Consider the following 14,798-nt stretch of genomic DNA (forward strand, 5'->3'; position numbering starts at 1 on the left):
TTTTTTGTGAGCGAAGGTCACAGAAAACCCGAGACATACCGCGCGAATTTATGCGATTAGCATAAATTCTGTGCATCGCGAAGCGTGTTGCTGAGAACGGAGTGAACAGTAACAAATCAGTTATTGACAAATAAAAAAAAATAGTTTATAGTAAACCATATTTTATATGAAAGATAACTGACAAAGGCGTCAGGAACGGATACCACAGGGGAATTCTCACCCCTTGAAATCTGTTCCGGACGCCTTTTTGTTGTGGAACACAAAATGGAGGAGGAAATCGAAGATGGCAGTAAAGTATGTTTTTGTAACGGGTGGAGTTGTTTCCGGTCTGGGAAAAGGAATTACAGCAGCGTCTCTTGGGCGCCTTCTGAAAGCCAGAGGGTATCAGGTGACTATGCAGAAATTTGATCCCTACATCAATATCGACCCGGGAACTATGAATCCCATTCAGCATGGAGAGGTTTTTGTAACCGATGACGGTACAGAGACAGATCTTGACCTTGGACATTATGAGCGTTTCATTGATGAAAGCCTTGATAAAAATTCCAATGTGACAACCGGTAAGATTTACTGGTCTGTTCTCCAGAAAGAGCGTCATGGCGATTTCGGCGGTGGTACCGTTCAGGTGATCCCGCATATCACCAACGAGATCAAGAGCCGTTTTTACAGAGCAAAATCCGCAGACGAAGACAGAATTGCGATCATTGAGGTTGGCGGTACAGTCGGTGATATTGAGAGCCAGCCATTCCTTGAATCCATCCGTCAATTCCAGCATGATGTGGGACATGACAATGCGATCCTTATCCATGTAACTCTGATCCCATATCTTCGTGCTTCCGGAGAGATGAAGACCAAACCCACCCAGGCCAGTGTAAAAGAACTTCAGGGAATGGGGATCCAGCCGGATGTTCTGGTATGCAGAAGTGAGTATCCTCTTACCGAGGATATCCGTGGAAAGATTGCCCTGTTCTGTAATGTGCCTGTAAGCAATGTGCTTCAGAACCTGGATGTGGAATATTTATATGAAGCTCCTCTTGCAATGGAGAGAGAAAAGCTTGCAGACGTAGTACTGCAGAGCTTAAGACTGGAGAATCGCAAACCGGATCTTACAGACTGGGAAAATATGGTAGAAAATCTCCGCCATCCGGATAAAACTGTGAAGATTGCCATGGTTGGTAAATATACACAGCTTCATGATGCATACCTGAGTGTTGTGGAAGCACTGAAGCATGGCGGGATCTCTTGCCGTGCAAAGGTTGATATCACCTGGGTGGACTCCGAAGAGCTCAATGAAAAAAATCTGGATCAGACTCTCCATTCTGTAGATGGAATCCTGGTTCCGGGAGGATTCGGAAACCGTGGTACAGAAGGAATGATCCTTGCGGCACAGTATGCAAGAGTTCATAAGATCCCATACCTCGGGATCTGCCTGGGAATGCAGATGGCTATTGTGGAATTTGCCCGCCATGTGCTTGGATATGAAGATGCCAACAGTATTGAGCTGGCACCGGAAACAACACATCCGGTCATTGCCCTGATGCCGGATCAGGAGGATGTGGAAGATCTTGGAGGAACCCTTCGTCTTGGAAGCTATCCGTGTGTGCTTGCAGAAGGTTCCAGATCCTATGAGCTTTTTGGAAAGAAAGAGATCCAGGAACGTCACAGACATCGTTATGAGGTAAACAACGCATTCCGTAAGGAACTGGACGAAAAGGGAATGTCCATTGTAGGAACATCCCCGGATGCTCACATTGTTGAGATGATCGAAATTGCCGGACATCCGTTCTTTGTGGGAACACAGGGACATCCGGAATTTAAATCCAGACCAAACCATGCACATCCGCTGTTCCGTGGATTTGTGCAGGCGGCAGTTGATAAAAAGACGGCAGAAGAAGCTGCAATGAAAGGATGAGAAAAATGAGAGAAGTGGCAAATCAGCAGCAGGGCCTCTACCGCCCTGAATTTGAACATGATAACTGCGGTATCGGAGCCGTTGTTAATATAAAAGGAAAGAAAACACATGATACAGTTGCCAATGCTCTTAAGATCGTAGAGAATCTTGAGCATCGTGCTGGTAAGGATGCAGAAGGAAAAACCGGTGATGGTGTCGGTATCCTTCTTCAGATCTCCCACAAATTTTTTAAGAAGGTCTGTAAAAAAGAAGGCTTTGATATCGGCGGAGAGAGAGAATATGGTGTAGCCCAGCTCTTTTTCCCGCAGCAGGAGATCAAACGTGCCCAGGCAAAGAAGATGTTCGAGATCATCGTGGAAAAAGAGGGTCTGGAACTTCTGGGATGGCGTACAGTGCCGGTTTTCCCGGAGGTTCTCGGTCATAAAGCGAAAGAGTGCATGCCGTGCATCATGCAGGCATTTGTTAAAAAGCCGGAGGATGTGGAAAAAGGTCTTGCTTTTGACCGTATGCTTTACATCGCACGTCGTGAATTTGAACAGAGTAATGATAATACTTACGTGGTTTCCATGAACAGCCGTACCATCGTATACAAAGGTATGTTCCTGGTAGGACAGCTCCGTACCTTCTTTGGCGATCTTCAGAGCCAGGATTACGAGTCTGCCATTGCAGTGGTACATTCCCGTTTCAGTACCAACACGAATCCAAGCTGGGAGAGAGCACATCCGAACCGTTTCATCGTACATAACGGTGAGATCAACACGATCCGCGGAAATGCCGATAAAATGCTTGCGCGTGAGGAAAATATGGAGTCTCCGTATCTGAAGGATGAGCTGCACAAGGTCCTTCCTGTAGTTAACCGCAATGGTTCTGACTCCGCAATGCTTGACAATACCCTGGAATTCCTGGTTATGAGTGGAATGGATCTTCCACTTGCAGTGATGATCACAATTCCGGAGCCGTGGGCAAACAACGATACGATCTCTCAGGAGAAGAGAGATTTTTATCAGTACTATGCGACCATGATGGAGCCATGGGACGGCCCTGCGTCCATTCTGTTCTCAGATGGCGATGTGATGGGAGCAGTTCTTGACAGAAACGGTCTTCGTCCATCCAGATACTATATCACATCTGATGGCTATATGATCCTTTCCTCCGAGGTTGGTGTTCTTCCTGTGGATGAGGAGAAGATCGTATTAAAAGAACGTCTTCATCCGGGAAAAATGCTCCTGGTTGATACCGTTCAGGGTCGTGTCATCGATGACAATGAGCTCAAAGAAAAATATGCGAAAAAACAGCCTTATGGTGAGTGGCTGGACAGCAATCTGGTACAGCTTCGTGATATCAAGATCCCGAATCAAAGAGTTGTCGAATACACTCCGGAAGAGAGAGCACGCCTTCAGAAAGCTTTCGGATATACTTATGAGCAGTATCGTACTTCAATCAGAAATATGGCATTAAACGGCTCAGAAAGCATCGGAGCCATGGGACATGATACTCCCCTTGCAGTATTTTCCAGGGAACATTATCCGCTGTTCGATTACTTCAAGCAGCTTTTTGCCCAGGTAACAAACCCGCCGATCGATGCGATCCGTGAAGAGATCGTTACTTCTACAAGTGTATATGTAGGTAAAGACGGAAATCTCCTGATCCAGAAGCCGGAGAACTGTCAGGTGCTGAAGATCAACAACCCGATCCTGACCAACACCGATATGCTGAAAATCAAGAATATGAAAAAGGACGGCTTCAAGGTTGTGACCATTTCTACCTTATATTATAAGAGCACAAAGCTCGAACGTGCCATTGACCGTCTGTTCGTAGAGGTAGACAAAGCCTTCCGTGAGGGAGCAAACATCCTGGTTCTTTCTGACCGCGGCGTGGATGAGAACCATATGCCGATCCCGTCCCTGCTGGCGGTTTCCGCAGTACATCAGCATCTTGTAAAAACAAAGAAGAGCACTTCCCTTGCCCTGATCCTGGAGTCCGGTGAGCCGAGAGAGGTACATCATTTCGCAACACTTCTTGGATATGGTGCAAGTGCAGTCAATCCGTATCTGGCACTGGATACGATCCATGAGCTGATCGATACACATATGCTGGATAAGGACTATTACGCAGCTGTTGATGATTACAATCATGCGGTGATCAGCGGTATCGTAAAGATCGCTTCCAAGATGGGTATTTCCACTATCCAGTCCTATCAGGGATCTCAGATCTTTGAAGCAATCGGAATTTCCCAGGATGTGATCGACCGTTACTTTACAGGAACCGTAAGCCGTGTAGGCGGAATCACACTGGAAGATATCGAGGATAATGTAGAAAAACTTCATTCTGAGGCATTTGATCCCCTTGGACTTGCCACAGATCTTACACTGGACAGCGTAGGTGCCCATAAGATGAGAAGCCAGGGTGAGGAGCACAAATATAACCCACGTACCATTCATCTTCTCCAGCAGTCCACAAAACAGGGCAGCTATGAGATGTTCAAGGAATATACAAAGCTGGTAGATGACGAGGGACATGGAAACTTAAGAGGTCTTCTGGACTTCAAGTTTGCCAAGGAGCCTATTCCGATCGACCAGGTTGAGAGTGTTGAGGACATTGTAAAACGATTTAAGACAGGTGCCATGTCCTACGGTTCTATTTCCCAGGAAGCACATGAGACACTGGCTATTGCCATGAACCATCTCCATGGAAAATCCAATACCGGTGAGGGTGGTGAAAGCGATGAGCGTCTGGATTCTGCAGGAACAGACAATGACCGCTGCTCAGCAATCAAACAGGTAGCCAGCGGACGTTTCGGCGTTACCAGCCGTTATCTGGTTTCCGCAAGAGAGATCCAGATCAAGATGGCACAGGGGGCAAAGCCGGGTGAGGGCGGACATCTTCCTGCAAAGAAGGTATATCCGTGGATCGCAAAAACCCGTCATTCCACACCGGGAGTCAGCCTGATCTCTCCGCCGCCACATCATGATATCTACTCTATCGAGGATCTGGCAGAGCTGATCTATGACCTGAAAAACGCCAATAAATATGCGGATATTTCCGTAAAGCTGGTTTCTGAGGCGGGTGTTGGTACGGTTGCAGCCGGTGTTGCAAAGGCTGGAGCACAGACTGTTCTGATCTCCGGATATGACGGAGGTACAGGAGCAGCGCCAAGAAGCTCTATCCATAATGCAGGACTTCCATGGGAGCTTGGACTTGCAGAAACACATCAGACGCTGATCATGAACGGACTTCGTAACCGTGTACGTATCGAGACAGACGGTAAGCTGATGAGCGGCCGTGACGTTGCCATTGCAGCACTTCTCGGTGCAGAGGAATTCGGTTTTGCAACAGCGCCGCTTGTAACGATGGGCTGCGTGATGATGAGAGTCTGCAATCTGGATACCTGTCCGGTAGGTGTGGCTACACAGAACCCGGAGCTTCGTAAGAGATTCCGCGGAAAACCGGAGTATGTGGAGAACTTCATGCGCTTTATCGCACAGGAGCTGAGAGAGTACATGGCACGTCTTGGTATTGCCACCATTGATGAGATGGTAGGTCGTACAGACCTTCTTACAGTTTCTGACAGTGTGCAGGAGCCGCATAAGGGTAAGGTTGACTTAAGTGCCATCCTGAATAACCCATATGCAGGAAAGGGCAAAGTAACCTTTGATCCGAAGGCTGTATACAATTTCAATCTTGAGAAAACTCTGGATGAAAAAGTTCTGGTCAGGAAATGTGCACCGGCGATCCAGAAGGGTGAGAAAGTTTCTGTTGATGTAAACGTTACCAATACAGACCGTGCATTTGGTACCATCCTCGGATCTGAGATCACAAGAAATCATAAGAATGGACTTCCGGAGGATACGGTAACTGTAAACTGTACAGGTGCAGGCGGACAGAGCTTCGGTGCCTTTATCCCGAAAGGACTGACATTGAAACTGACCGGTGACAGCAACGACTACTTCGGAAAAGGTCTTTCCGGTGGAAAGCTGATCGTTAAGGTTCCGGAGAAGGCCGGATACAAGGCTGAAGAGAACATCATCGTCGGAAACGTGGCACTCTATGGTGCGACCAGCGGAACTGCATTTATCAACGGTGTTGCCGGTGAGCGTTTTGCAGTACGTAACTCCGGTGCGGTTGCAGTTGTTGAGGGTGTTGGTGAGCATGGCTGCGAGTACATGACAGGTGGCCGTGTGGTAGTTCTTGGAAAAACAGGAAAGAACTTTGCAGCAGGTATGAGCGGTGGTATCGCTTATGTCCTTGATGTGGATAACGTTCTTTACAAGAACCTCAATAAAGCAATGATCTCCATTGAAAAAGTGGATAATAAATATGATAAAAAAGAGCTTCGTGATCTTATCGAGGCTCATGTGGAAGCAACAGGCTCCGAGATCGGTAAGAAGGTGCTGGCTGATTTTGATTCCTATCTGCCTCACTTCAAAAAACTCATTCCGGATGAGTACAAGAGAATGATCACATTAAGTGCAAAGCTGGAAGAAAAAGGTCTGACCAGCCAGCAGGCACAGATGGAAGCGTTCTATGAGAGCATCGGCGTGAAACATTAAGGAGGATGAGGAAATGGGAAAGCCAACTGGATTTTTAGATTATAAAAGAGAAACGGCAAAGGTTTTGCCGCCAAAGGAACGTATTCAGAATTTCAACGAATTTCGTATTCCGTTAAATAAAGAAAAACAGAAACTTCAGGGAGCACGCTGCATGGCCTGCGGCGTTCCCTTCTGTCAGGCAGGTATGATGATCGGCGGAATGGCTTCCGGCTGTCCGCTTCACAACCTGGTTCCGGAGACCAACGATCTTGTATACACAGGAAACTGGAAACAGGCATTCCTTCGTCTGAACAAGACGCACAGTTTTCCGGAGTTCACATCCAGAGTGTGTCCGGCGCTCTGTGAGGCGGCATGTACCTGCAACCTGAACGGAGATCCGGTCAGCACAAAGGAGAATGAGAAAGCGATCATTGAGACTGCCTATGCAGAAGGATGGGTAAAACCGCAGATTCCGCCTGTCCGTACAGGAAAGACGATCGCAGTTATCGGAAGCGGACCTTCCGGACTGGCAGCAGCACAGCAGCTGAACCGCCGTGGCCACAGCGTAACTGTATTTGAGAGAAACGACCGTATCGGAGGACTTCTCCGCTACGGCATTCCGAACATGAAACTGGAGAAAAAGGTCATTGACCGCAGACTGAAGCTGATGGAAGAGGAGGGCGTGAAATTTGTTACCAATATCAATGTTGGTGTTGACATCACTGCAGAACAGCTTCTGAAGGATTATGACCGTGTCCTTCTCTGCTGCGGAGCTTCTCATCCGAGAGATATCAAGGTTCCGGGAAGAGATGCCAAGGGAATTTACTTTGCAGTGGATTTCCTGAAGCAGGTAACAAAAAGTCTTCTGGATACAGATTTTGCAAAATTCCCATATGAGCTTGCAAAGGGCAAAAATGTTCTGGTCATCGGCGGTGGCGATACCGGTAATGACTGTGTGGGAACATCCATCCGTCTGGGTGCGAAATCTGTAACACAGCTTGAGATGATGCCGCAGCCTCCTGCAGCAAGAACTCCTTCCAATCCATGGCCGGAATGGCCGAAGGTCCTGAAAACCGATTACGGCCAGGAAGAGGCTATTGCAGTATTCGGCCATGATCCTCGGATCTATCAGACAACCGTTACCGAGTTTATTAAGGACAAAAAAGGAAATGTCTGCAAGGCCAAGATCGTAAAACTGAAAAGTGTAAAGGATGAAAAGACCGGAAGATTCAATATGGTACCGGTTGAAGGCAGTGAGGAAGTGATCCCTGCAGATGTGGTCCTTATTGCGGCCGGCTTCCTTGGCAGTGAGAAATATGTGACAGATGCCTTCCGTGTAGCGCTTACACCAAGAACCAATGTGGAAACAAAACCGGAGCAGTATGCAACAAGCGTAGACCGTGTATTCACAGCAGGTGATATGCATCGTGGACAGTCTCTTGTAGTATGGGCGATCCATGAAGGACGTGAGGCTGCGAAAGCAGTGGATGAATCACTGATGAGCTATTCATATTTACAGTAAAATAACAGATACCAGGGGCAAAAGATCAAAAAACTGTTCGTGTTTCCGCGATAAAGCTTTTGAACTTTTGCCCCTTTTAAAAAATGGTTGACAAAGAATTGACCGATTGCTATAATTACGTCCATGAACAAGGGTGTTCTTCAGGAGCGAAAGCTCTCTGAAGTGCACCCTTTTTCTGATTTTGAGGGTAATTATTTTGTGTGATGAGGAAATAAAGGAGAGAATACTATGGGGAATTATACCAGAGAAGAGATTCTTGCAATGGCAGAGGAGGAAGACGTAGAGTTCATCCGCCTCCAGTTTACAGATATGTTTGGAACTCTGAAAAATATTGCGATCACAGCAAGAGAGCTTCCAAGAGCCCTGGATAACCAGTGCGTTGTATATGGCTCTCATATTGCGGGCATTGTGGGGGAAAAGGAGCCGGATCTGATCCTGTATCCGGACTATGATACCTTTTCAATTCTCCCATGGCGTCCTCAGCAGGGAAAGGTTGCAAGACTGATCTGCGATATGCGCCGTGCAGACGGATCAGAGCATGAGATGAGCTCCAGATACATTCTGAAAAAAACAGCGCAGGCAGCAGAAGAGGCAGGCTATACCTGCTATGTTGACCCGGAATGCGAGTTTTTCCTGTTTCATATTGATGATAACGGAATGCCTACAACGGTTTCTCACGAAAAGGCCGGATATCTGGATGTAAGTCCGGTGGACTTAGGCGAAAATGCAAGACGTGACATGGTACTGACTCTTGAGGATATGGGATTTGAGGTGGAATCCTCTCATCATGAGACAGCACCTGCACAGCATGAGATCGCCCTTCATTACGGAGAAGCACGTGAGATGGCAGACGAAGTTATGACCTTTAAGATGGCAGTAAGAACTGTAGCCAAACGTCATGGACTTCATGCGACATTTATGCCGAAGCCAAGACGGGAAGTAAACGGTTCAGCCATGCATATCCATTTTTCGCTGTTTAAAAATGGAAAAAATATTTTCGCGGATCCGGAGGATCCGTCCAGATTAAGTGAAGAGGCATACTATTTTATCGGAGGTCTTCTGGCTCACAGCCGTGAGATGACTCTGATCACCAATCCGCTTGTAAATTCCTATAAGCGTCTTGTGCCTGGATTTGATGCGCCTACAGAACTGACCTGGACGAGAAATAACCAGAATTCACTGGTAAGGATCCCGAGAGTCAATGGTGCTGATACCAGGATCGAGCTTCGAAGCCCGGATGCTGCATCCAACCCATACCTTGTTTTTGCGGTATGCCTGGCAGCGGGCCTGGATGGAATCCAGAAGAAGATATATCCTACAAAAGCTTCTGACCGTTCTCTTTCCGAGTCGGATCAGAAGGAACAGGGTATCGAGAATTTACCGGAGAACCTGCGGGAAGCGATCACGCTGTTTGAGGACAGCAGCTGGATGAAAGAAATCCTTGGGGAGACTTTCTGCGAACAGTATGCGCAGGCCAAGAGAAAAGAGTGGCTGCGTTATTCCCAGGAGATTTCCGACTGGGAGATCGAGGAGTATCTGTATCGGATCTGATGAACGAGGCATAATGGGACGAAAGGGAGTGGCGGCTTATGAACACGAGTATCGTGATTGCATTACCGAAAATAGAAGATGCAAAAAAGATCCGCACAGTCCTTAACCGATATGGATTCACGGTTGCGGCAGTATGCAATTCAGGTGCAAATGCCCTTGCCAGTATCTCGGAGCTTGATGGCGGCGTTCTGCTTTGCGGCTATCATCTTCAGGATATGTACTATCGTGATCTTCTGGACTATATGCCGGATTATTTTGAAATGCTGCTTATGGCCTCTCAGGGAGTGATCAGTGAGGCACCAACCACCATTTTATGCGTGGGAATGCCTCTGAAAGCCGGAGATCTGGTAAATACGGTGAGCATGATGCTTTCCCAGATCGAAAGGCGCTGGAAAAAAGATAAGAAAAAGCCGAAGCAGCGTTCATGGAAAGAACAGAATTATATTTCAAATGCAAAGATGCTTTTAATGGAAAGAAATCACCTGAGCGAGGATGACGCATACCGCTATATCCAGAAATGCAGTATGGATTCCGGGACTAATATGGTGGAGACAGCCCAGATGGTTCTGATGCTTTTATATGATTCTGTGTAAAAAAAACAACAGAGCGGACAGAAATGATCTGCGCTGAATGCCTGATATCACACCGGATCGGGGAAAATTCCGCAGGGAATTTCCTGATTCGGTGAAACTACTTTGAATTGGAGGATGAGGGAATGGAATTTATGGATGGAATCTGTAAGACTAGAGAATGTGCCTGGGATGTGCTTCTTTCCGAGAGCATGAAAGACCAGGAAGCGACAGTGGAAGGTGCAATACACAGCATCCGTAATATGGGGGACGTGGCATTTGTGATACTCCGAAAAAAAGAAGGGCTTTTTCAGACCGTATATGAAAACGACAAGACAAATGTTTCCATTCATGATCTGAAGGAGGCGATGTGTGTGCGCCTCACAGGAACTCTTCATGAGGAAGAAAGAGCGCCTCACGGAAGAGAGCTCCGCATCAGCCATGTGGAGATCCTTTCCTCACCTGCAGAGCCTCTTCCGCTGGCCATCGACAAATGGAAGCTGAATACTTCCCTGGAGGCAAAGCTGAATTATCGTCCTATTGCTCTGCGTAATGTGCAGGAGCGTGCAAAATTCAAGATCCAGGAGGCTCTGGTGCGGGCATTTCGTGATTACCTCTATGAGAAGGGGTTCACCGAGATCCACACACCGAAGATCGGAGCCAGAGGTGCAGAGGGTGGTGCAAACCTGTTCAAGCTGAGCTATTTCCATAAACCGGCTGTTCTGGCACAGAGCCCGCAGTTTTATAAACAGATGATGGTAGGCGTTTTTGACCGTGTATTTGAGACAGGCCCTGTATTCCGTGCAGAGAAGCATAACACAAAACGTCATCTGAATGAATATACAAGCCTTGATTTTGAGATGGGCTATATCAACGGATTTGAGGATATCATGGAGATGGAAACCGGATTTCTCCAGTACGCAGTAGAGCTTCTTAAGAAAGACTACGCCCATGAGCTTTCCATTCTGAAGGTGGAGCTTCCGAAGGTGGACAAGATCCCGGCAGTACGTTTTGACAAGGCCAAAGAGCTGGTAGCTGAAAAATATAAACGTAAGATCCGCAATCCATATGATCTGGAGCCGGAGGAAGAAGCGCTGATCGGAAGATATTTTAAAGAAGAATATGATGCTGATTTTGTTTTTGTCACACATTATCCGTCTAAGAAGCGTCCGTTCTACGCAATGGATGATCCGTCAGATGAGAAATTTACATTAAGCTTTGACCTTCTGTTCAAGGGACTTGAGGTAACTACAGGCGGACAGCGTATCCATGATTATCAGATGCTGAAGGATAAGATCGCAGCCCGTGGTATGGATGAAGAGGGTATGGAGCAGTATCTGGATACCTTCAAGCATGGAATGCCGCCTCATGGAGGACTTGGAATCGGGCTGGAACGTCTTACCATGCAGATCCTCGGAGAAGAAAATGTTCGTGAGACTTGTCTGTTCCCGCGTGATATGAACAGACTTGAGCCGTAATAAGGAGAAAAAAGATGGCAAAGATAATCGATGATGAAACAATGGAAAATGTCTGCATCCTTGCGAAGCTTTCTCTGACAGAGGATGAAAAGGAAAAAGCAAAAGAAGATATGCAGAAGATGCTGGACTATGTAGACAAGCTGGACGAGCTTGACACCTCTTCCGTAGAGCCCATGTCACATATTTTTGAGGACGAAAACGTATTCCGTGAAGATATTGTGACAAACGGAGACAATCATGAGGCAATGCTTGCCAATGCACCGAAGCAGAAAGAAAACCAGTATCAGGTTCCGAAAACAATTGGATAAGACAGGAGACAGGACATGGATTTGGGAAAATTAACCGCATTACAGCTTGCGGAAAAGATCAAACAGCATCAGATAAGCGTCCTGGACGGTGTGAAATACGTTTTTGATCAGATCGAGGCAAAAGAGGACAAGGTCCACGCTTATCTTGATACTTACAAAAAAGAAGCCTATGCAAGAGCAAAAAAGGTACAGAAGGGCATTGAGGACGGAACCTATACCGGACCTCTTGCCGGTGTGCCTGTTGCAATTAAGGACAATATCTGCATCAAGGGAAAAACAACTACCTGTGCATCGAAGATCCTTGAGAATTTTGTGCCGCAGTACAATGCCGAGGTTATTGACCGTCTGGAACAGGCAGGTCTTGTGATCACCGGAAAGACAAACATGGATGAGTTCGCCATGGGAAGTACCACAGAGACATCTGCTTACGGTGTCACCAGAAACCCGTGGGATCTGGAGCATGTTCCGGGCGGCTCCTCCGGCGGCTCCTGTGCGGCAGTGGCAGCAGGAGAGACTTACCTGGCACTGGGTTCTGATACCGGCGGTTCCATCCGTCAGCCAAGCTCCTACTGCGGTGTTACCGGAATCAAACCGACCTACGGAACGGTATCCCGTTACGGACTGGTTGCCTATGCATCCTCTCTGGATCAGATCGGACCGGTGGGAAAGGATGTTGCGGACTGTGCGGCACTTCTTGAGATCATCGCCGGACACGATGCCAAGGACAGCACCTCCATGAAGAGAGAGGATCTTGACTTTTCCGCTTCTATGACAGATAAGATCGTGGGAATGAAATTCGGTGTGCCGAAGGAATATCTCTCAGAGGGACTGAACCCGGAGGTAAAAGAGGCCTTTATGAATACGCTGAAGGACCTTACCGAGATGGGCGCTGTGGTGGAATTTTTCTCCATGAAGACAACAGAATATATGATCCCTGCCTACTACATTATTGCCAGTGCAGAGGCCAGCTCGAACCTGGAGCGCTTTGACGGTGTGAAGTACGGCTTCCGTGCAAAAGAGTACGAGGGACTTCACGATATGTACAAGAAGACAAGAACCGAAGGCTTCGGCGAGGAAGTAAAGCGCCGTATCATGCTTGGCTCCTTTGTGTTAAGCTCCGGTTACTATGATGCTTACTATCTGAAAGCACTTCGTACAAAAGCCCTTATCAAAAAGGAATTTGACCAGGCCTTTTCAAAATATGACGTTCTTCTTGCTCCGGCATCACCCTTTACGGCGCCGAAGCTGGGAGAGAGCCTGAAAGATCCTCTTGCCATGTATCTTGGCGATATTTATACGGTAGCAGTAAACCTGTGCGGACTTCCCGGAATCACAGTTCCATGCGGAAAGGACGCAGCAGGACTTCCAATCGGGATCCAGATGATCGGTGACTGCTTCAAAGAAAACAACCTGTTCCGCGCAGCACACGCCTATGAGAAAAAACGCGGTGATTTCGGAACGGCAATGGAAGGGGGAAAAAAGGCATGAAACAGTATGAGACAGTCATAGGACTTGAGGTGCATGTGGAGCTTGCCACAAAAACAAAGATCTTCTGCGGATGCTCCACAGAATTCGGAGGCGCACCAAATACACATACCTGCCCGGTTTGCACCGGTATGCCGGGCTCTCTTCCGGTCCTCAACAAAAAAGTGGTAGAGTTTGCCATCAAGGCAGGTCTTGCAGCAAACTGTCATATCCATCAGTACTGTAAGTTTGACCGTAAGAACTATTTTTACCCGGATAACCCCCAGAACTATCAGATCTCTCAGCTGTATCTGCCGATCTGCTATGACGGAGCTGTTGAGATCGAGACTTCCGCAGGAAAAAAGACCGTACGCATCCATGAGATGCATATGGAGGAGGATGCCGGTAAGCTGATCCATGATGAGTGGGAAGACTGCTCACTGGTGGATTACAATCGAAGCGGGGTACCGCTGATCGAGATCGTATCTGAGCCGGATATGAGAAGCTCCGAGGAGGTCATCGCATATCTGGAAAAGCTCCGCTGCACCATGCAGTATCTTGGAGTTTCTGACTGCAAGCTCCAGGAGGGTTCCATGCGTGCCGATGTCAATCTTTCCGTCCGTGAGGTGGGAAGTGAGACCTTCGGAACAAGAACGGAGATGAAGAACCTGAACTCCTTCAAGGCTATTGCGAGAGCAATCGAGGGAGAGAGAGAACGTCAGATCGAGCTTCTGGAAGAAGGAAGAGCCGTTGTGCAGGAGACAAGAAGATGGGACGATAACAAAGAGTCTTCCCATGCTATGCGTTCCAAGGAGGATGCAAAGGATTACCGTTACTTCCCGGATCCGGATCTTCCGCCGATCCACATTTCCGATGCATGGATCGAAGAGCTGCGTACTTCCATTCCGGAGCTTCGTGAAGCCAAGATGGAACGTTATCAGAAGGAGTATGAGCTTCCGGCTTATGATGCAGGGATCCTGACCGAATCCAGACATCTGGCAGGACTTTTTGAGGAGACAGCAGTTCTTCTCGGAAACCCGAAAAAGGTGGCAAACTGGTTTATGGTGGAGGTTCTCCGCCTGACAAAGGACAAGGGCCTTGATCTGGAAAAGGTAAGCTTTACCCCGAAGCATCTGGCAGACCTTCTTTCCATGGTGGAGAAAAAAGAGGTCAGCGCACAGAATGCCAAGAAAGTATTTGAAAAAGTGTTTGACGAGGATATTGATCCGGTTGTATATATAGAAGAGAATGGTCTTAAGATCGTAGAAGATACAGGCCTTCTCACCGAAACTGTGAAAAAGATCGTAGACGCAAACCCCGGACCGCTGGCTGAACTTCTGGGCGGCAAGGACAAGGTTATGGGATTTTTCGTAGGACAGCTGATGAGAGAGCTGAAAGGCAAGGCAAATCCTGACAGCGTCAGAAAAGCACTGGCAGAGGAAATTGAGAGAAGGAGATAAAATAC

At 47.6% G+C, this 14,798-nt stretch carries 9 protein-coding genes; all 9 read left to right on the plus strand.

Features of this window, described 5'->3' with window-relative positions; translation table 11 throughout:
* Positions 1–283: 283 nt before the first annotated feature.
* The 9 genes from MUB50_RS10685 to gatB all read left to right on the plus strand — a co-directional run bounded on the left by MUB50_RS10685 (position 284) and on the right by gatB (position 14,793).
* Positions 284–1,912 (plus strand): CTP synthase, encoded by a 1,629-nt coding sequence (locus MUB50_RS10685; RefSeq protein ID WP_022426745.1) that lies wholly within the window; start codon positions 284–286, stop codon positions 1,910–1,912.
* A complete protein-coding gene (gene gltB, locus MUB50_RS10690) occupies positions 1,909–6,462 on the plus strand; it encodes a glutamate synthase large subunit (RefSeq protein WP_244790936.1) in 4,554 nt (1,517 codons plus the stop codon). Before MUB50_RS10685 ends, gltB begins: the two co-directional genes overlap by 4 nt.
* A gap of 13 nt (positions 6,463–6,475) precedes the next feature.
* Complete coding sequence (locus tag MUB50_RS10695) at positions 6,476–7,963, plus strand: glutamate synthase subunit beta (protein ID WP_244790938.1); 1,488 nt, start codon at positions 6,476–6,478, stop codon at positions 7,961–7,963.
* A gap of 228 nt (positions 7,964–8,191) precedes the next feature.
* Positions 8,192–9,514: a type I glutamate--ammonia ligase gene (gene glnA / locus MUB50_RS10700; RefSeq protein WP_244790941.1), complete on the plus strand. Its 1,323-nt coding sequence runs from the start codon at positions 8,192–8,194 to the stop codon at positions 9,512–9,514.
* 38 nt (positions 9,515–9,552) lie between these two features.
* Positions 9,553–10,107, plus strand: coding sequence for an ANTAR domain-containing response regulator (locus MUB50_RS10705; protein WP_118513738.1), 555 nt, complete (start codon positions 9,553–9,555; stop codon positions 10,105–10,107).
* A 122-nt stretch (positions 10,108–10,229) separates the two neighbouring features.
* Positions 10,230–11,561 carry an aspartate--tRNA(Asn) ligase gene (gene aspS / locus MUB50_RS10710; RefSeq protein ID WP_022426749.1) on the plus strand — a complete coding sequence of 444 codons (1,332 nt, stop codon included), beginning with the start codon at positions 10,230–10,232 and terminating at the stop codon, positions 11,559–11,561.
* Positions 11,562–11,575: 14 nt separating this feature from the next.
* A complete protein-coding gene (gatC, locus tag MUB50_RS10715; protein ID WP_110102034.1) occupies positions 11,576–11,869 on the plus strand; it encodes an Asp-tRNA(Asn)/Glu-tRNA(Gln) amidotransferase subunit GatC in 294 nt (97 codons plus the stop codon).
* Between the two features lie 15 nt (positions 11,870–11,884).
* Positions 11,885–13,357 carry an Asp-tRNA(Asn)/Glu-tRNA(Gln) amidotransferase subunit GatA gene (gene gatA, locus MUB50_RS10720; protein WP_118513736.1) on the plus strand — a complete coding sequence of 491 codons (1,473 nt, stop codon included), beginning with the start codon at positions 11,885–11,887 and terminating at the stop codon, positions 13,355–13,357.
* Entirely contained in the window at positions 13,354–14,793 is a 1,440-nt protein-coding gene (gatB, locus tag MUB50_RS10725) for an Asp-tRNA(Asn)/Glu-tRNA(Gln) amidotransferase subunit GatB (RefSeq protein ID WP_118513734.1), read from the plus strand. Before gatA ends, gatB begins: the two co-directional genes overlap by 4 nt.
* Positions 14,794–14,798 lie beyond the last annotated feature (5 nt).

This window comes from Blautia sp. NSJ-140 (genome assembly GCF_022868965.1).
In the GTDB taxonomy this organism is placed as follows: domain Bacteria; phylum Bacillota; class Clostridia; order Lachnospirales; family Lachnospiraceae; genus Blautia_A.

What these genes read in the sequence shown, in the direction of transcription:
- gatB (WP_118513734.1), top strand. Translation starts at nt 13,354, where the DNA reads ATGAAACAGTATGAGACAGTCATAGGACTTGAGGTGCATGTGGAGCTT.
- gatC (WP_110102034.1), top strand. Translation starts at nt 11,576, where the DNA reads ATGGCAAAGATAATCGATGATGAAACAATGGAAAATGTCTGCATCCTT.
- MUB50_RS10685 (WP_022426745.1), top strand. Translation starts at nt 284, where the DNA reads ATGGCAGTAAAGTATGTTTTTGTAACGGGTGGAGTTGTTTCCGGTCTG.
- gltB (WP_244790936.1), top strand. Translation starts at nt 1,909, where the DNA reads ATGAGAAAAATGAGAGAAGTGGCAAATCAGCAGCAGGGCCTCTACCGC.
- glnA (WP_244790941.1), top strand. Translation starts at nt 8,192, where the DNA reads ATGGGGAATTATACCAGAGAAGAGATTCTTGCAATGGCAGAGGAGGAA.
- MUB50_RS10695 (WP_244790938.1), top strand. Translation starts at nt 6,476, where the DNA reads ATGGGAAAGCCAACTGGATTTTTAGATTATAAAAGAGAAACGGCAAAG.
- gatA (WP_118513736.1), top strand. Translation starts at nt 11,885, where the DNA reads ATGGATTTGGGAAAATTAACCGCATTACAGCTTGCGGAAAAGATCAAA.
- MUB50_RS10705 (WP_118513738.1), top strand. Translation starts at nt 9,553, where the DNA reads ATGAACACGAGTATCGTGATTGCATTACCGAAAATAGAAGATGCAAAA.
- aspS (WP_022426749.1), top strand. Translation starts at nt 10,230, where the DNA reads ATGGAATTTATGGATGGAATCTGTAAGACTAGAGAATGTGCCTGGGAT.